This window comes from Olleya sp. 1-3 (assembly GCF_002836085.1).
Lineage (GTDB): Bacteria > Bacteroidota > Bacteroidia > Flavobacteriales > Flavobacteriaceae > Olleya > Olleya namhaensis.
On the sequence record NZ_PJBW01000003.1, the window covers coordinates 192,476 to 210,570 of the forward strand.

At 31.9% G+C, this 18,095-nt stretch carries 15 protein-coding genes; 4 read left to right on the forward strand and 11 right to left on the reverse strand.

Annotated elements, in window-relative coordinates; genetic code table 11:
• The first annotated feature begins 26 nt into the window (after positions 1 to 26).
• The 4 genes from CXF54_RS04850 to miaA are packed head-to-tail and all read left to right on the forward strand — an operon-like array spanning position 27 to position 5,171.
• Entirely contained in the window at positions 27 to 1,391 is a 1,365-nt protein-coding gene (locus CXF54_RS04850) for an exonuclease domain-containing protein (protein ID WP_090840506.1), read from the forward strand.
• The gene (locus tag CXF54_RS04855; RefSeq protein WP_101202675.1) at positions 1,388 to 3,346 is read left to right on the forward strand and encodes a DUF3857 domain-containing protein; all 1,959 of its coding nucleotides are present in this window, start codon (positions 1,388 to 1,390) and stop codon (positions 3,344 to 3,346) included. Before CXF54_RS04850 ends, CXF54_RS04855 begins: the two co-directional genes overlap by 4 nt.
• A 23-nt stretch (positions 3,347 to 3,369) precedes the next feature.
• Entirely contained in the window at positions 3,370 to 4,233 is an 864-nt protein-coding gene (locus tag CXF54_RS04860; RefSeq protein ID WP_090840510.1) for an ion transporter, read from the forward strand.
• A 23-nt stretch (positions 4,234 to 4,256) separates the two neighbouring features.
• Positions 4,257 to 5,171: a tRNA (adenosine(37)-N6)-dimethylallyltransferase MiaA gene (miaA, locus tag CXF54_RS04865; protein ID WP_101202676.1), complete on the forward strand. Its 915-nt coding sequence runs from the start codon at positions 4,257 to 4,259 to the stop codon at positions 5,169 to 5,171.
• Positions 5,172 to 5,227: 56 nt separating this feature from the next.
• Here miaA and CXF54_RS04870 read toward each other — a convergent pair whose 3' ends face one another.
• The 11 genes from CXF54_RS04870 to CXF54_RS04920 all read right to left on the reverse strand — a co-directional run bounded on the left by CXF54_RS04870 (position 5,228) and on the right by CXF54_RS04920 (position 18,093).
• Positions 5,228 to 5,935 (reverse strand): response regulator transcription factor, encoded by a 708-nt coding sequence (locus tag CXF54_RS04870; RefSeq protein ID WP_101202677.1) that lies wholly within the window; start codon positions 5,933 to 5,935, stop codon positions 5,228 to 5,230.
• A 4-nt stretch (positions 5,936 to 5,939) separates the two neighbouring features.
• Positions 5,940 to 7,511 (reverse strand): sensor histidine kinase, encoded by a 1,572-nt coding sequence (locus CXF54_RS04875; RefSeq protein ID WP_232782572.1) that lies wholly within the window; start codon positions 7,509 to 7,511, stop codon positions 5,940 to 5,942.
• Positions 7,512 to 7,581: 70 nt separating this feature from the next.
• Positions 7,582 to 8,181 (reverse strand): dephospho-CoA kinase, encoded by a 600-nt coding sequence (coaE, locus tag CXF54_RS04880; RefSeq protein WP_101202679.1) that lies wholly within the window; start codon positions 8,179 to 8,181, stop codon positions 7,582 to 7,584.
• Positions 8,178 to 9,137, reverse strand: coding sequence for a hypothetical protein (locus CXF54_RS04885; protein ID WP_090840522.1), 960 nt, complete (start codon positions 9,135 to 9,137; stop codon positions 8,178 to 8,180). The genes coaE and CXF54_RS04885 overlap by 4 nt, the downstream gene beginning before the upstream one ends.
• Positions 9,137 to 10,144 (reverse strand): glycosyltransferase, encoded by a 1,008-nt coding sequence (locus tag CXF54_RS04890; protein WP_101202680.1) that lies wholly within the window; start codon positions 10,142 to 10,144, stop codon positions 9,137 to 9,139. The genes CXF54_RS04885 and CXF54_RS04890 overlap by 1 nt, the downstream gene beginning before the upstream one ends.
• A 73-nt stretch (positions 10,145 to 10,217) precedes the next feature.
• Positions 10,218 to 12,767, reverse strand: coding sequence for a T9SS type A sorting domain-containing protein (locus CXF54_RS04895; RefSeq protein ID WP_101202681.1), 2,550 nt, complete (start codon positions 12,765 to 12,767; stop codon positions 10,218 to 10,220).
• Positions 12,768 to 13,016: 249 nt separating this feature from the next.
• Positions 13,017 to 13,841, reverse strand: coding sequence for an enoyl-ACP reductase (locus tag CXF54_RS04900; protein ID WP_090840528.1), 825 nt, complete (start codon positions 13,839 to 13,841; stop codon positions 13,017 to 13,019).
• A gap of 97 nt (positions 13,842 to 13,938) precedes the next feature.
• Positions 13,939 to 15,591, reverse strand: coding sequence for a DNA repair protein RecN (gene recN, locus CXF54_RS04905; RefSeq protein WP_101202682.1), 1,653 nt, complete (start codon positions 15,589 to 15,591; stop codon positions 13,939 to 13,941).
• Between the two features lie 76 nt (positions 15,592 to 15,667).
• Positions 15,668 to 16,555, reverse strand: coding sequence for a DUF4835 family protein (locus tag CXF54_RS04910; protein ID WP_090840532.1), 888 nt, complete (start codon positions 16,553 to 16,555; stop codon positions 15,668 to 15,670).
• Positions 16,548 to 17,759, reverse strand: a complete 1,212-nt coding sequence (gene coaBC / locus CXF54_RS04915; protein WP_101202721.1) for a bifunctional phosphopantothenoylcysteine decarboxylase/phosphopantothenate--cysteine ligase CoaBC — start codon at positions 17,757 to 17,759, stop codon at positions 16,548 to 16,550. Before coaBC ends, CXF54_RS04910 begins: the two co-directional genes overlap by 8 nt.
• A gap of 4 nt (positions 17,760 to 17,763) precedes the next feature.
• Positions 17,764 to 18,093, reverse strand: coding sequence for a DNA-directed RNA polymerase subunit omega (locus CXF54_RS04920; RefSeq protein ID WP_090840534.1), 330 nt, complete (start codon positions 18,091 to 18,093; stop codon positions 17,764 to 17,766).
• Positions 18,094 to 18,095 lie beyond the last annotated feature (2 nt).

The window sequence follows — 18,095 nt, forward strand, 5'->3', positions numbered from 1 at the left end:
TTTTTAATTTTTCACTTTTAACTGTATTGTACACAATAGTCGACATAGAAACCACTGGTGGTAAGTTTAACGAAGAAGGCATAACCGAAATAGCAATCTATAAATACGATGGTCACGAGGTTGTAGACCAGTTTATAAGCTTAGTTAATCCAGAACGTGAAATCCAACCTTTTGTGGTTAATCTTACAGGTATAAATAGTAAAATGCTACGTAATGCTCCTAAGTTTTACGAAGTAGCAAAGCGTATTGTAGAAATTACGGAAGACACTATTTTAGTAGCACATAATGCAAAATTTGATTACCGCATTTTAAAAACAGAATTTAAACGTCTTGGATTTGAGTTTGAACGCGAAACATTATGTACTGTAGAGCTTTCTAAAGATTTAATTCCTGATTTGCCTAGCTACAGCTTAGGCAAATTAGTTAGGTCTCTTGGTATACCAGTTACAGACAGGCATCGTGCATCAGGAGATGCTCTAGCAACGGTCAAATTATTTAAATTATTACTAAATAAAGACACCAATAAAACTATAATTAAAGCGTCTATTAGAAAAGAACCCAAATTCCAAATGGAACCGCGTTTAATAGATATTATAGCAAATCTACCATCAAAAACCGGAGTCTATTATATGCATAAAGCCGACGGTGAGATTATTTATATTGGTAAAAGCAAAAACATAAAAAATAGAGTCAATCAGCATTTTACAGGTACAACTGCTAAATCCAAAAAAATCCAAATGCAAGTCGCAACAGTGACTTACGAAGCTACTGGTAGCGAGCTTGTTGCGCTTTTAAAAGAAAGTGAAGAAATTAAGAGAAACAAACCTATACTTAACAGAGCTTTACGTAGAAGTATATTTACACACGCCCTGTACAGTTTTATAGATCATAATGGTTACATAAATCTAACTATAGACAAAGCAGATGGCAGAAAGCCTCACGTTACCACCTTTAGCACCAGACAAAGTGGTAAACATTTTTTAGAAAAAATGGTTGAAAATTTTGAGCTATGTCAAAAATTATGTGGGCTTTATAAAACAAAAAGTAGTTGTTTTCAATACGATGTAAAAAATTGTCAAGGTGCTTGTATCGAAGAAGAAACACCTGAGAGCTACAACAAACGTGTACAGAAACTATTAGACAAGTACAACTACAAAAACAAAAACATGGTTATTGTAGACCAAGGTCGTGAAGTTGATGAGCGTAGCGCTATTTTAATACAAAATGGGGTGTTTAAAGGTTTAGGCTTTTACAATTTAAATTATCAAATTAATAATCTAGAAATTTTAGAATCTATTATTACTCCAATGGAAAATAATAGAGACCAACAACATATAATACAAAGCTATTTAAGAAAAAATAAGCGCATAAAAATACTTAATTTAGAATGAGAATATTAGTCGTTATCGCCCTGTTATTTACAAATTTTTTAGTCTCACAAAACCAATTTAACACCAAGGATTTAACGACTACAAGAGCAGATTTAGAATTAAATGAATTTAAGCAAGATACCACTGCCAATGCTGTAGTTTTATATGAATATGGAAACGCTAAAATTGACGAAAAAAGTTTCAATTTAATTTTAAATTATAACAAAAAAATCAAAATTTTAAACCGTAATGGTTTCAATCAAGCCAACGTTAAAATATACTTATACAACTCTGGAGGCAATAAAGAGAAAATTACAAATTTAATTGCCACTACTACAAATATAGAAGACGGAAAAGTATCTAGAATCAAACTTGATGATTCTCAAATATTTGAAGAAAAGGCAGACGAGAATCACACAATATTTAAATTTATTCTTCCAAATATTAAAGAAGGCTCCGTTATAACGTATAGTTACACTTTTGAGAGTCCATTTATCTATAAATTTAATACGTGGCGCTTTCAAGAAGAGATTCCAAAACTTTATAGTGAATACAACACGAGTATCCCTGGTAATTACGATTACAATATCAAACTTGTTGGAGAACTTAAATTAGATGCAAACGAAAGCACTATAAAAAAAGGCTGTGTTGAAAGAAACAATGGTGCTAGTGCAGACTGCACCGTCGGAAAATATGCAATGCAAGACATCCCTGCTTTTATAGAAGAGGATTATATGACTTCTGCCAAAAATTATTTATCCCGAATTGAATATGAATTAAAAGTTGTTAAAGGATTTGATGGTACAGTAAATAACATTACTAAAAATTGGGAAACTACGGATAGCGAATTAAGGACTGATTCTGATTTTGGAAAACAGCTAAAAAAGGAAAGTCTTGTAAAAAAGCTAATTGACCCTGAATTATTAAATCAAAAAAGTGATTTAGATAAAGCCAATTACATCTTTGACTTTGTTAAAAACAATTACAATTGGAATAACTATTACCGCATTTTTAAAGATGTATCCATAAAAGAAGTCATTGAACAAAAGTCAGGTAACGTAGCAGAAATTAACTTGCTACTTTATAACCTATTAATAAAACATGGTATACAAACCTACCCTGTACTATTATCGACAAGAAACAATGGATTTATAACTAAACTATACCCTGTTATTTCAGAATTCAACTACGTGATTGTGAGAGCAGAAATTGATGGCGAATCATACTTTTTAGATGCAACAGATTCTGCATTAAATTTTGGAGAGATCCCGTTTAAATGCTTAAATCAATATGGACGAGAAATGGACTTTAAAAACGGAAGTCATTGGGTTGATATAAAACCAAAAACAAGCTCGGCAATACAGCATAAAATTATTGTCAAACTTAATGATGATGGTACATTTACTGGAACTTTGACAACCGCAAAAACAGGTTATAATGCGTTAAAAGCTAGACAGAATTATACTAGAGACGATCAAGATAATTTAAAACAATTCAAAGAAAAATATCCCGATTATACTTTTGGCGATATAGAGGTTGAAATAAACAAAAACAACAAATCGTTGTTTACTGAAACAATGTCTATATCAGGACCATTAACAACCATAGGAAACAAGATTTATTTAGACCCCTTTATTTTTAAAATTTTCACAAAAAACCCGCTACAATTAAACAAAAGGACCTACCCTATTGACTTCGGGTTTAAAAATAATTTTATCTACAATATAAAAATTGAATCTAGTGACAACTATAAAATTATAGAAACACCACAAGAAAAATCATATAAACTATCTAATAATTCTGGTTTACTTGTTTTTAAACCAATACAAAAAGAAAATATTCTAGAGTTATCTTTTAGAGTTCATTTTTATAACACGATGTACACTACAAATTATTATCCTGAATTAAAATCTTTTTATAACGACATTGTTAAAATTCAAAATAACACTGTAATAGTTTTAGAAAAAAATAACTAATCTTTATTTAGTATTTTTACCACATGAGTGCAGCAAAACAAAATAAAGGTTGGAAAGACAAACTTCATGAGATTATTTATGAGGCAGACACACCTGCGGGAAAACTATTTGATGTCATTCTACTTGTTTTAATTTTAGCAAGTATACTTTTAGTTATGCTAGAAAGTGTCAATCATATTGACGCAAAATACCACGAGCTATTATACATCGGCGAGTGGATTATTACTATATTTTTTAGTATCGAGTATATTTTACGTGTCATAACCGTAAAAAAACCTTTCAAATACATTTTTAGTTTTTATGGTATTTTAGATTTATTGTCAACAATACCAATGTATATCTCTTTTGTTTTTGCAGGTTCTCATGCGCTGGTAACCTTAAGAGCATTACGTTTACTTCGTGTTTTCAGAATTTTAAAACTAGCTAGATACTTAGGTGCTTCTAACCAATTAAAGGATTCTATAATTGCTAGTCGTGTGAAAATATTTGTGTTTTTATTTGCGGTTTTAATTTCTTCTGTCATTTTCGGAACCATTATGTATTTGGTTGAAGGAGAAGATAATGGATTTACAAACATTCCTAAAAGTGTCTATTGGTGTATTGTAACCTTAACTACGGTTGGATTTGGAGATATTGCGCCACAAACTGCATTAGGGCAATTTATTACAACCATCATCATGATTTTAGGTTATGGTATTATTGCTGTACCTACAGGAATTGTATCTGCAGAGTATTCTAGAAGTATGAAAAAGTCTGATGACGAAAAAACGCAACAACCGCCACAAAAAAAACTAAATCTAAATACGCAACGCTGTTCTAATTGTCATGAAGAGTACCATGATGACGATGCTAGATTCTGTAAAGTCTGCGGAACCAATCTATATTAATATTCTTTTAAAGACCTTTTAAAGTGAAACACACTAACAAGTATCTTATATCTATTGTTGGACCAACAGCTATAGGTAAAACAGCGCTTAGTATTAAGTTAGCCAATTACTTTAATACAGAAATAATATCAGCCGATTCTAGACAGTTTTTTAAAGAAATGAGTATTGGTACTGCTGCGCCAACCACTGAAGAATTAGCACAGGCTAAACATCATTTTATACACAACAAATCAATCACAGAAGCTTACAATGTTGGTGCTTTTGAAAAAGAGGCCATAACTTGTTTGAAAAGCTTACACCAAAGCAATGACGTTGTTATTATGGTAGGTGGCTCTGGATTATATGTAGATGCTGTTAGCAAAGGTTTGGACTACTTTCCTGAAGTAGATAAAGCCATTAGACCACAATTAAATAAACAATTAGAGACAGATGGTTTAGAAACGCTTCAATTACAACTAAAAACATTAGATCCAACATCTTACAATACGATAGCAATTGACAATCCGCAACGCGTTATTAGAGCCTTAGAGATTTGTATTGGTAGTGGACAGCCTTATTCTTCATTTTTAAATAAAGATAAAAACAAACGCCCTTTTAAGACCATTACCATTGGTTTAGAGGCAAATCGTCAAATTATTTACGACAGAATTAATAAGCGCGTCAATATTATGATGGATAATGGATTAGAGGATGAAGTCAAAACACTACTCCCTTTTAAGGAACTTAACAGCCTAAATACTGTTGGTTACAAAGAGATTTTTAATTATTTAGATAATACTTGGACTTTAGACTTTGCTGTAGCAGAAATACAAAAAAATTCTAGACGATTTGCAAAACGACAATTGACTTGGTTTAAACGCAATCCCGAAACTTTATGGTTTGATTATCTAACACCAAAAGAAACTATCATTTCTAAATTAGAAACTATTATAAACTAAAAAAATCCAGCGATATGCTGGATTTTTTTTATTCAAAAAGTAGACTTAATTAGTTATTAACTTTGGTTAACGACTAATCTAAATCCTTCTCCGTGTATGTTTAAAATTTCAACTTTAGGGTCTAATTTTAAATATTTTCTAAGTTTAGCAATATAAACATCCATACTTCTAGACGTAAAATAATTATCGTCTCTCCATATTTTAGTTAATGCTAATTCTCTTGGCATTAAATCGTTTTCATGTAGCGCTAACATACGAAGTAATTCGTTTTCCTTTGGAGATAATTTTACTTGATCTCCTCCGTTGTATGTTAAAAATCTAAGCTTAGAGTTTAAATCAAAACCTCCAATTTTAAATTCAAATTGCTTGCTATCTGCAACTGTATCGTTAGCTTTACGTTGCATGATTGCTTTAATCTTCATTAATAAGACTTCACTATCAAAAGGTTTGTTTAGATAATCATCTGCACCAACTTTATACCCTTTAAGCACATCTTCTTTCATCGCCTTAGCGGTTAAGAATACTATAGGCACTTCTGCATTTTTCTCTCTAATTTCTTTAGCTAAAGTAAAACCGTCTTTATATGGCATCATGACATCTAAAATACATAGGTCAAAATCGCCACGTTTAAACTTTTCAAAGCCTTCCATACCATTTTTAGCATGTGTAACTTCGTAATCGTTCATTGATAAATAATCTTTTAAAACAGTTCCAAAATTTGGATCGTCTTCGACTAATAATATTCTTTTTAATTGTTCTTCCATAATATTACGAGATTAAGGGAAGCTTTATTGTAAAAGTACTTCCTTTTTCTTTTTCACTTTCTACTGATATATGACCATGATGGTCTTCTACTATTCTCTTAACGTAAGCCAATCCTAAACCATGACCTTTGACGTTATGTATGTTTCCTGTATGTTCTCTATAAAATTTTTCGAACACACGTTTTTGAGCTACTTTACTCATTCCACTTCCGTGGTCTTTAATATGTACTAAAATATTATTACCAGCCAATTCTGTTGTAACTATAATTTTAGGTTGTTCTGGAGAATACTTAATAGCATTATCCAATACGTTTACTAAAACATTGGTAAAATGTGTTTCGTTAGCTAATACGGAAGACTTTTCAGCATTAAGATGGGTTTCTATATGACCACCTCTATCTTCTACAATTAACTCTACATGAGTAATAGCGTCTTCTACTAAGTCGTTTAACTCTACACGTTCCTTACTAATGTTAAGCTCATTTTTTTCAAGTTTAGATATTCTTAATACATTTTCTACCTGAGCATGCATCCTTTTATTCTCTTCTTTAATCATTCCTAAATAACGTAAAACCTTCTCTTTGTCGTCTATTACCTTAGGATTTCTAATGGAGTCTAATGCCAAATTTATTGTTGCAATTGGCGTCTTAAACTCATGTGTCATGTTATTGATAAAATCTGTTTTAATTTCAGAGATCTGTCGTTGTTTTATTAACTGATACAATGCACTTGAATAAGCAATTATAATAATTAATGTAAATATAATAGACAAAATTAGCATCGTTAAAACTGATGATAAAATGAATTTTTTACGTTCCGGAAAATTTACTAATAACCTGTAATTGCTATCGTCGTTTTCATTAAAAAAAAATGGAACACTAAAAGTAGACGCTTTATTTTGATCTAAATGAAAATTTTCTGTCTTAACCTTAGTGGCTAAACCATTACTATAAATAGCAAACTCATAACCAATATTAATATCATCTTCAATTAGTTTTAATGCCAGTAACCTTTCAACCTGATCAGTATTAACCCTTTTATGTATTGGCTTTCTAAACGCATAATCTAAATATGACGTCTCTAGAAAAAACTCATTGACAGTTGTTACTCCAATCTCAGATAACATAGATGTGAGATTTTGCGTCCCATCTAAAGTGCTGTTTTCTACTATTTTTGTTTCTCTTTCGCTTAAAATTCGTTTTACATTTAAGCTATCTAAACCTATGTCAAAGAGCGATGATGATACTTTAAAATTTTCTTCAAGAATTCCATTTCTATAAATTATAGATTGGTTACTATTAGGATTATCCTGTTTAATATAAAAATTTAAAATAGCATTAGAATCTAGCTTAGTTTTACCTTCTTTAATTAGTTCAGAAATCTTATAATAATGGTCTGAGCGTTCTTCATTTTCAATAGTTTTAGAAACATAACTCAATGCTTTTTTTACATTGAAGTTAAATTGGTTTTCACTATTTTGAATTGAATTGTTAATATAATAAGCTTGTACTAAAATAATACCTATTAAAGAACAACTCATTAAAACTACTAATACTAGAAATATCCTTTTATTCACACACCAAAACTAATATTTTAACATTTAGGATTCCTTGCATTTAACCTTACATTAACAAAAACGTTAAAATTTAATGATTTGTTGCGCTATTTAAGATTTTAGCATGGATTTTTCCTACTTGGAGCCTTGTGTCTTCTAAATTTACATTAGTTATCACAAAATCTGAAAGTTCAGTTTTTTGTTTATCGCTCCATTGGTTTTTCATAATGGCTTTTACTTTTTCAGAAGAAGAGTCGTCACGTTTAACTACACGCTTAAGTCTAACGTCTTCAGGTGCCACCACTGTTATGATGACATCATATTTTTTGTAGCTACCGTTTTCAAAAATAATAGCAGCTTCGCTAATAACGTAGTCTGACTCTTGTTTTTTTACCCAATTAGCAAAGTGTTTTGCAACTTTTGGGTGTACAATAGCATTCATTTGTTGTAATAATGCTTTGTTGTTAAAAATCTGACTCGCAATAAAAGGTTTGTTTAATGACGCGTCAATATATGCTTGGTCTCCAAAAAGCTGTACTAGTTTTCGTTTTATAATTTTAGAACGGTTCATTAAAGCCTTAGCTTCTGTATCTGCTATATAAACAGGCACACCTAAGTCTTTAAAAAAATTAGCGACTGTAGTTTTACCACTACCTATACCTCCTGTTAATCCTACAATTATTGGTGTCATTCTTTTATAATAAATTCAATTTTCTGCTGTAACAACCTTATGTTTTTAACACTAGCAGGTTGTTTTACTAAATTTGGAGTTAAAAACGAATTATCTATAGCGTCTTTATAATTACAAACCACTTTAAAATCTTGTGCTGATATATTCTTAAAGTTTTCTAAACTGGTAGCATAGCTTAAAGAAATCTGTTTTGGAAAATAATTAAGCGTTATACCTTCTGGAACATTAATAACCTCTATTGGAAGACTAACCACACCTTCTGAAAACTTAGAAACCTTAACTTCCAATTGTACTTGCTTTAAGTTTGTCTTTACCTTATTACCTATACTATCCAATTGTAAGGTTAGTATTTTATTAATATTGGCTTTAACATCTAAGACATCCAAGTTGTCCGTATCTATCTTTTTAATTTTTCTGAGTATAGAACTTGGCCCAATCAACTTTATGCTATCTGGTTTCGTTTTAACCACATCCAACGTATTATAACCAGGCGCATATTTAATATTTGCATGCAGCACTATTGGAACATATTTTATACTATTACTATCATACTTAAACGATAAAGTATCTGGATTGATGCTAATTATTTTTTTCTCTTTACTAAACTGCTTGTTAATATTTGCAAAGCCACGAGACATACTCCAGATAAGTGATGAGTCTTTTTTTACTATATCAGTGTTAAAATCAATGTCTAAAAGCGGACGATTTATTGCATATCTAAGCCAATCAAATCCATAGGTTTCTAATGTTATATTTAACTTAGCATTGTCTTGATTTATTAAAACAAATGTGTCATCTACATTTATTGGATTTACATCAAAAGTTAGTGTTGCTGTATAAACTTTAGATAATTTAGTTAATACTAAAATTGAAAACGCTAACAAGAAGAACAGTAAAAAGACATTTATCTTTTTGCTCTTAAACAATCCTAATATTTTAGATTTTATGGTTTGCATTATTTATTATTAAAAAACAGATGAGGAAATAGCACTTCTGCTTTATCTTTTTTTATACTTAATATTAAAGTGGACTTTAAAAATCCATAGCCATATCCAAAAAACTGAATACATACTGCTAACAACGCCTGACATGTAATAATCACATTTTTTGTTGTGATTAAAGCTATAACAAAAACGAGACTAAAATAGAATAAGACTAAATATATTGGTAAGTAAATATTAAAAAGCGCAAATATTATAGCAAAAATAGCACCAAGTGTAAATACTGACGGAAACCAATAAGTCAGCTTTTTAGTTTGCGGATGCCATTGGTTTAAAATAGGTCTTACAGAACCAAATTTATAGACTTGTTGATAAAATTTAGACCAAGAAATACGTCTTTTATGATAAACGTAGGCTTCCGGGATTAATACTGTATTAAAACCTAAATTCCATAACCGTATAGATAAATCAGGATCCTCTCCCGGATGGATATTACCAAAGCCTTTTGTAGCTTCAAATGCTTTTTTAGATAATCCCATATTAAAACTTCTAGGCTGAAACTTGTCTAAACTAGCCTTATTACCTCTGATTCCTCCTGTTGTTATTACAGAAGTCATACTAAAATCTATTGCTTTTTGAAGATTAGAAAATGATTTATGTGCTTTATCTGGTCCTCCAAAACAGTCTACGTAATTTTGTTTTAAACTACGGTCAACTTCAATTAAATAATTACTAGGCAATAAACAATCACTATCCAAAATAATAAAGTAATTCCCTTTTGCTTTTTGCATTCCGAAGTTTCTTGAATCTCCAGGTCCCGAATTCGGTTTAAAATAGTAGGTTATATCTAACTGCGTATTATACTTATCTATTACGGACTGAGACGTTATAGTCGACCCATCTTCCACAATTACAATTTCATAACTAAACGTACCGCTTAACTTTAAAAAGCTCTCTAAAAGCTCTTCAATCTCTACAGGACGATTATAAACGGGTATGATAAAAGAATAACTTAATTGCATGTTACAAATGTAAGTTAATCGCATAAAAAAAGCCACCTAAAAAGGTGGCTTTTAATTGTATTAAAGTTTAAGATTATTTCTTAATTACTTTTATTGTTTCTGTTACATTATCAATAGTTACTTTAACAAAGTAAGCTCCTGCCTGTAAGTTAGACATGTCTACAGAATTGTTAACACTGTTTGGTGCGTTTCTATAAACTTCTTGTCCAATCATATTATAAACAGATACATTAGAAATCTCTTTTTGAGCTTTTAATGTTAAGTTATCGCTAACTGGGTTTGGATAGTAAGAAAATAAACTTTGATTAGTAAAGTCTGAAGTACTTAAAACTGCTTCTGAAACTAATAAAGTAAAAGAACCTGTAACTTGTGATCTTGCAGTTCCATCATCACTAACTCTAACATAATACGTAGTTCCTTCCGTTAAATCACCAACTACAGATACATTGCACTCGCCAACTACAGCACCGGCACAATCACTATAAACAGCATATTGAGCAGCGGTAGTTGTTACTGTAACCTCTCCTGAAGCAGGAGCTACAAATGAATACCATAAATCTGATATTACACCTGTAAAACAATCTGTTGCTAAAGCAGAATCTGTTGCTCCAGTATTATCTCCTGTGATTTCAACTCCTAAAGTTAAAGCTTCTGCAGCAGCACATTCGTCATTAGCAGGCGGTAAAGGTGTCGTATTTAAATTTAATGTATAAGCACCTACACCAGTAGCTGCATTACCATCTATGTAAATATAATAAGTTGTAGCTGTTGCTTCAGAATCGAAACAAACAAAACCACCATTTCCTACAATCGAACTATCGTCATCTCCTGCAACACACACTAATGAGCCACAAGCTCCAGACCATACTTGAATCTCTGAATCGAAAGCACCAGCAGAATCCTCAATAGAAATAGATTCATTACCAGGTGAATTATATACATACCACACTCCTGTACCAAAAACAAGGAAACCACCGTTAGGTGTAGAATCACCACCTGAATCACATGTTGTACCTACTGTTCCTCCTTCACATACTGTTAAAGCTTCTACATTGGTGGCTCCAGTAGTATCACCAGAGATTGAATCTCCAGCATTAATTGTAATTGCATTCTCACAAGCATCGTTTACTGGAGGACAAGCAACTTGAGTTAATGCTGAACTATTTAAAAAACAATTTGCATCGTTATCATCAGCTATTGAAATTACAACATCCGTCGCGTTAACATAAGGTCCAAATTGAACTGTACCTATAGCTGTAAGCGATTGTGTTGCACTAGCTTGATCATCAGAAACAGTTAAAGCAGTTGCTGTACCCATATCTGTTACTTCAACATCTATAAAAAAGCCACCTGAATTATCACAATCATTTACAATTGTGTAAATAGCAGTTGCATTTGTACATGTGTTTTCTGTAATATTTAATGTATAAACAGTGTTTTGAGGGTTAGCCCAAGTAGAAATTACAACATAATAGGTTGTACCTGTCGTTAATTCTAAATCATAACTTAAATCTCCACCTGCTGAACCATTTACAGCTCCTGAAGTACATGTAGTACCTATATCAGAACAATCTGTGTAAACAAAAAGTCCTGTGTAAGTTCCAACACCTGCAGCTTCAAAGTTTACTGAAATGTCAGCTGAGGCAGTGTAAGAATACACAACATCATCTCCATTTAAATAACCACTTGTAGAATCACAACTAGCTCCTGGAGAGCCAGAGTAAGTATCTCCATAATTAGCAGTATCATCAGAAGTACTGTAAGGTAAACTAGCAACTGCTATAGCATTTAAACAATCTGTACCTGCTGGAGGTTGCGCTTCTGTAACAAATGTTTGCTCTACACAATCTGTAGCAGAACCATTTGCATTAGTTGGTACAAGATTTACATAATACGTTGTTGAATAGGCTAATAATCCTAAATTAACGGTAGTAACATTCCCTAAAGATGTAGACAAAACATCAGAACCACCTGTAGCAGTTCCAACAGTTAAATCGTAACCAGTTGGAATACCTGTTGCACCATTCCAAGATATATCTCCTGCAATTGAAACATCTACAGTAGTTGCTAAAACAGAATCACAATTTGGCGCATCAGCAGAAGTTTGAGAAACTAAAATATTATCTAAATAAAAATAACTATCTCCACTTTGCCATTCTCCTCTTATTCTAAATTTAAAATCTGAACCTAAAGGAATATTTGCTGAAGGAATCACCTCACTATACGTTGTACAAGCTGTAGTTTCTGTAACCGCAAAAGAAGACACTAAATTCCAATCAGTACCATCATTAGTTGAATATTCAACAAAAATTATGTAGTCTACAGCATTAGTTGAATAAGGTCTAGCTAACCAATCAAAAGATACAACAGCATCTGTTTCGTTTGATGCTCCTACAAAATTTGGAGAGGTAAATGTACCATCATTGGAAGCACTACCGTACAGATTATCGGCAATATTACCACTTCCTTCACATACATATGTTGCAGTTGAACTAGCAAAATAACTGACTTGAGACCATCCTGTAGGAAAGCCCGAGTCAAGATTTTCTTGAATAAATATTTGTGCATTAGACTGCATATTAAATGCAATAAGCGCAAACAATAAAAAAGTAATTTTTCTCATATTAAAATTGGTATTAGTTAGTTATTAAATAATCATTCTTTAAAAATATTGAATAATTACCAACGAATAACAAACAACTTTATCAAATCGACAAAATACATTTTTAACAGACAAAATGCTGATTTCTTTAACACAAAACTACAACTAACTGATTATCATACTTTTCCTACACGCTATACTTTGAAGCATAAAAAAAGGCCTTACGTTACAAGCAAGACCTTTTTAAAAATATATTTTTTGACTTCTAATCTATTTATCCATACTCTCTACAAAAGCATTCATTACCTCGTCACTAACGCCCATATTACTAAACCCACCATCATTGTATAAGTTTTGTAATGTTACACGTTTAGTTAAATCACTAAATAAAGACACTGTGTAATTAGCACAATCTAATGCTGTAGCATTACCTAAAGGCGACATTTTTTCCGCGTAAGCGATAAAACCGTCAAACCCTTTTACACCACTACCTGCTGTAGTTGGTGTTGGAGATTGTGATATTGTATTAACTCTAACCTTTTTATCTCTTCCAAAAAAGTAACCAAAACTACGTGCAATACTCTCTAAATAAGCTTTATTATCTGCCATATCATTATAGTCTGGAAAAACACGTTGTGCAGCCATGTATGTTAACGCTACAATACTTCCCCACTCATTCATTGCATCTTGCTTATATAACGTCTGCATTGTTTTATGAAAAGACATCGCAGATACATCCGTACCCTTTTGTGTCCAAGCATAATTTTGATCCGTATAATGTTTTCCTTTTCTAACATTAATAGACATCCCAATTGAATGTAATACAAAATCAATTTTACCTCCTAAAATCTCCATAGATTTATTGACAAGGTTTAATAAATCTTCTTCACTAGTAGCGTCTGCAGGTATAATCTGAGATCCTGTTTTTTCTGCTAATTTATCAATTTGTCCCATACGCATTGCAACAGGCGCATTAGTCAAGACAAACGTACCACCTTCTTCGTGTACACGTTCTGCAGTTTTCCAAGCAATAGAGTTTTCATCTAATGCTCCAAATATAATTCCTCTTTTTCCTTTTAATAAATTGTATGACATAACTTATAGTTTATCAGTTGACTTGTTAGTTTATTGTAATATCCTTCAAAGATAGTATTTATAATTTTTTTATTTCGCTTTCGCGGAAATTATGCCTCTAATTTAATAGTTGCTTTGCATGTGCTATTGCCGAATCCGATAATTGTGTACCACCTAGCATTTGCGCTAATTCCACAACACGCTCATCATAGTTTAATTTAACCAGATTGGTTGTTGTTACTTCATTAACATCCTTTTTATAGACTTTATAATGTGTGTTTCCTTTGGCTGCAATTTGTGGTAGATGCGTAATACTAAACACCTGCATTTTTGTACTCATTAATGCCATTATATCTGCCATTTTATTAGAAATCTCTCCAGAAACACCTGTATCAATCTCGTCAAACATAATAGTTGGCAATTTCACATATTTTGATAAAATAGATTTAATGGCTAACATTATTCTAGATAATTCTCCTCCAGAGGCTGCTTTTTTTAACACATTAAACTGTCCTCCTTTATTGGCTGAAAACAAAAAGCTTAAAGTATCTTTTCCATTATATAAAAAAGTATCAGAAACCTCTAAGCTAATCTTAAATTGCGCATTTGGCATACCTAACTGACTTAAGATAGCTTCTAACTGTTTCTTTAAATCTGGTATAGCCTTATTACGTTTCTCTGTAATTTGTTTTGCTTCTGTATTTAATAATTTTTCGACTGCTTTTATTTCTTGTTCCTTATCTAAAATGTCTTGATCAGCATTTTCCGTCGCTGCCACTTTTTTAGATAAATCCTCACGTATTATAATTAACTCCTCTACTGTTTTAACTAAATGCTTTTGCGTCAAGTTATTTAAGGTTGCTAATTTGGCATTAACAATTTCCAATCGGTTTGGATCTGCATCAAGGTTACCTTCAAAACGCTCTATATCTACTAAAACATCATCTAAATCAATCAAACTACTAGTTACCCTATCTAACAAATCTTGATAGGTAGTAGAAATTGTCGCTAACTTTTGCAATGCTGCTTTTAAGTCTCTTAAAGACGTTAATACACCTGCTTGCTCTTCACTTAATAATGCATTTGCCTCTTCTAATTTAAGTTGGATTACTTCAACATTATTTAATAACTCAAAGTCTTCTTCCAATTCTTGAAGTTCGCCTTCCTTTAAATTAGCTTCAACTAATTCGTTTAACAAAAAAGCGTTATAATCGTGCTCTTTCAAAGCTTCAGCTTGAAACTGTTGTAATTGCTTTAATTCCTTATTAAGTGTTTTATGACTTTTTAAATGAAGCGTATACGTTTCTAAATCACGTTCCGTTTTAGCTAAAGCGTCAATTACCTGAAACTGAAACGCATCATCTACCAACTGCATGGTTTCGTGCTGAGAATGTATATCTATTAACTGCTCACCTAAAGATTGTAAGCTAGATAGGTTTACAGGCGAGTCATTAACAAATGCTCTTGACTTTCCTGAAGGTAAAATTTCTCGTCTAATTATTGTTTGCGTCTCGTAATCTAAATCTTGTTCTTTAAATAGTCCTTTTAGCTTGTATTTTGAAATATCAAAAGTAGCTTCAATTATACATTTATTTTCAGGATTACGTAAGCTTGATAAATCAGCTCGTTTACCTAAAATTAAAGAAAGACCGCCTAATAATATAGATTTACCTGCTCCTGTTTCTCCTGTAATAATGGTAAACCCATCATTAAAGCTAACTTGAAGTTGATCTATTAAAGCGTAGTTTTTTATAGTTAATCCTGTAAGCATTCTTAAAGTGAAAAGTTAAAAGTTAAAAAGAGAAAAGTTTTGATTTTTCGCTTTTTAAGAATGAAAATAAATATATCTAGATTTTAATGTTTCTCCATTTAGAAGAATGCATTGGAGCGATTTTATTAAGTGTGTCTATTAAATCTGTAATATCTACACTAGGTCCGTCTGAGAAAATTTGCTCAATCTCTTCGGCTTTCGCGTCAAAAAACACACGAAGTAAATATGAATTTGGACGGGTTCTGTTCATATCCCCAAACAAATCTAAAGCCATAGCAATTTCTGTTTTGGCATCCTTTTGATTAGCACTCATAACATCTAAACCACGTCTGTGATAATTATACATTACTGTTCTAAACGCCTTAAAAGTTGGTGACAATAAATTATCTATCAATGCAAATCTACTCTGTAATCCGTCAGATAATTTCCAACCTGAATAATTTTCTTGTTGAGAAAAATTGACAATATTTTGTGCTTGCTTAAAATACTCGTCTCCACCTTCTGGTTTAAACGTGTCTGCGTCCATACCTAAAACCATATTTACATGATATGCTAAAACCGAAATTAAATTAGAAGCATATTGCGTTGGATTGTATATCAAACTTTGAAACTCGATGTATTCAAATGTAAAATCCTTATCGTTAATATTATAGGTTGGGGTAGTATAACTAGCACCAAAAACAGGTCTTGAAGACTGTACTTGGATTGTCGCTTTATAATTGTTACCTGAGTATTCGCTAATATTAATTACAAAATTACAGTCTATACGTTCTTGAGGTAAAACCGTTCTATCTGTCCATTTAGTACTAGAAATAAATTCCTTTAATTGTGTCTCTAGTGTTTTAAACTGCTGTAAGTTTTCGTTACCGGTTTGTTGCGCATTTACAACTACTGTGGCATTTAACTCTTGTGCATGAATTGATACACTAAAACAAAATATAAATAGGAATAATAGATTACGCATGTATTGTATATATTATGGTGTTAAAAAGGTCCTTAGCAACTTCTGTTTTAGACTTTAATTGGTATACCGTTGCTTCTTCGTCCTTATTAATTAGGGTTACTTTATTAGTATCAGACTTGAAACCTGCACCTTTGTCGTTTAACGAATTTAAAACAATTAAATCTAAATTCTTCTTTTTTAGCTTCAATTTTGCGTGCTCCAATTCGTTATTAGTCTCTAATGCAAAGCCAACTAAAAATTGCTTTGTTTTTATAGCTCCTAAAGAAGCTAAAATATCTTTGGTCTTCTCTAGTTCTAATGTTAACGTAGCTGTCTTCTTTTTTATTTTCTGAGTAGCTACATTTTTTGGTCTATAATCTGCGACTGCTGCAGACAATATTGCGATATCAGAATTATTAAAATAAAGATGAGCTGCATCATACATCTCTTGCGCACTCACTACAGGGATTACCGTAATTAAACTGTGCTTTACCGTTTGGTGGGTTGGTCCCGTTATTAAAATAACTTCTGCACCAAGATTAGCTGCTGCTTTAGCAATCTCGAAGCCCATTTTTCCTGAAGAATGATTCCCAATAAATCGTACTGGATCTATAGCCTCATAGGTTGGTCCTGCAGTTATTAAAACGGTTTTGTTTTTTAAGGGTAATCCGCTAATAATATCTTTCTCTATAAAAGAGACAATATCATCAGGCTCTGCCATACGACCTTGTCCAACCAATCCACTAGCTAGCTCACCTGAAGTAGCCGGTATCATGATATTACCATAATTTTTAAGCGTCTCAAAGGACTGTACAGAAGAGGGATGGATATACATATCCAAATCCATTGCTGGCGCAAAATACACTTTACATTTTGCAGATAAATAAGTGGCTAATAATAGGTTATCACAAGTACCATTCGCCATTTTTGACAACGTATTAGCTGTTGCTGGCGCAATTACAAAATAATCAGCCCAAAGCCCTAATTCTACATGGTTATTCCACATAGCATTATCATCTTGGTCGTTTGTAAATGTTGAGTGTACTGGATTTTTGGAAAGTGTGGACAATGTAAGCGGTGTTACAAAATCCTTAGAAGCAGGTGTCATAACGACTTGTACGTTTGCACCTGCTTTTATAAATGATCTGACTAATGTAGCCGTCTTGTAAGCAGCAATACCACCACTGATGCCCAATAGTACGTTTTTGCCACTTAATATTGACATATAATTAGTCTTGGTTATCTTGTTCTGTATTTCTATGGTAAATTTTACCATCTAACCATTCTTGAACAGCTAAAGCATGAGGTTTAGGAAGTTTTTCGTAAAACTTAGACACTTCAATTTGTTCTTTGTTTTCAAAAATTTCTTCTAAGCTATCATTATATGTAGCAAACTCTTCTAGCTTCTCAATTAATTCCTTTTTAATTTCAGAATTAATTTGCTCTGATCTTCTTGCAATAACTGAAATAGCTTCATAGATGTTACCTGTTGGTGCATCAATAATATTTCTGTTATACGTCGTTGTTGATAACGGAGCGTCGATTTTTTTTAAATCCATAA

Excerpts from the sequence above, each read along its gene's own strand:
- CXF54_RS04855 (WP_101202675.1), top strand. The coding sequence starts at position 1,388 with ATGAGAATATTAGTCGTTATCGCCCTGTTATTTACAAATTTTTTAGTC.
- CXF54_RS04860 (WP_090840510.1), top strand. The coding sequence starts at position 3,370 with ATGAGTGCAGCAAAACAAAATAAAGGTTGGAAAGACAAACTTCATGAG.
- CXF54_RS04870 (WP_101202677.1), bottom strand. The coding sequence starts at position 5,935 with ATGGAAGAACAATTAAAAAGAATATTATTAGTCGAAGACGATCCAAAT.
- coaE (WP_101202679.1), bottom strand. The coding sequence starts at position 8,181 with ATGACACCAATAATTGTAGGATTAACAGGAGGTATAGGTAGTGGTAAA.
- CXF54_RS04885 (WP_090840522.1), bottom strand. The coding sequence starts at position 9,137 with ATGCAAACCATAAAATCTAAAATATTAGGATTGTTTAAGAGCAAAAAG.
- CXF54_RS04890 (WP_101202680.1), bottom strand. The coding sequence starts at position 10,144 with ATGCAATTAAGTTATTCTTTTATCATACCCGTTTATAATCGTCCTGTA.
- CXF54_RS04895 (WP_101202681.1), bottom strand. The coding sequence starts at position 12,767 with ATGAGAAAAATTACTTTTTTATTGTTTGCGCTTATTGCATTTAATATG.
- CXF54_RS04900 (WP_090840528.1), bottom strand. The coding sequence starts at position 13,841 with ATGTCATACAATTTATTAAAAGGAAAAAGAGGAATTATATTTGGAGCA.
- recN (WP_101202682.1), bottom strand. The coding sequence starts at position 15,591 with ATGCTTACAGGATTAACTATAAAAAACTACGCTTTAATAGATCAACTT.
- CXF54_RS04910 (WP_090840532.1), bottom strand. The coding sequence starts at position 16,555 with ATGCGTAATCTATTATTCCTATTTATATTTTGTTTTAGTGTATCAATT.
- coaBC (WP_101202721.1), bottom strand. The coding sequence starts at position 17,759 with ATGTCAATATTAAGTGGCAAAAACGTACTATTGGGCATCAGTGGTGGT.
- CXF54_RS04920 (WP_090840534.1), bottom strand. The coding sequence starts at position 18,093 with ATGGATTTAAAAAAAATCGACGCTCCGTTATCAACAACGACGTATAAC.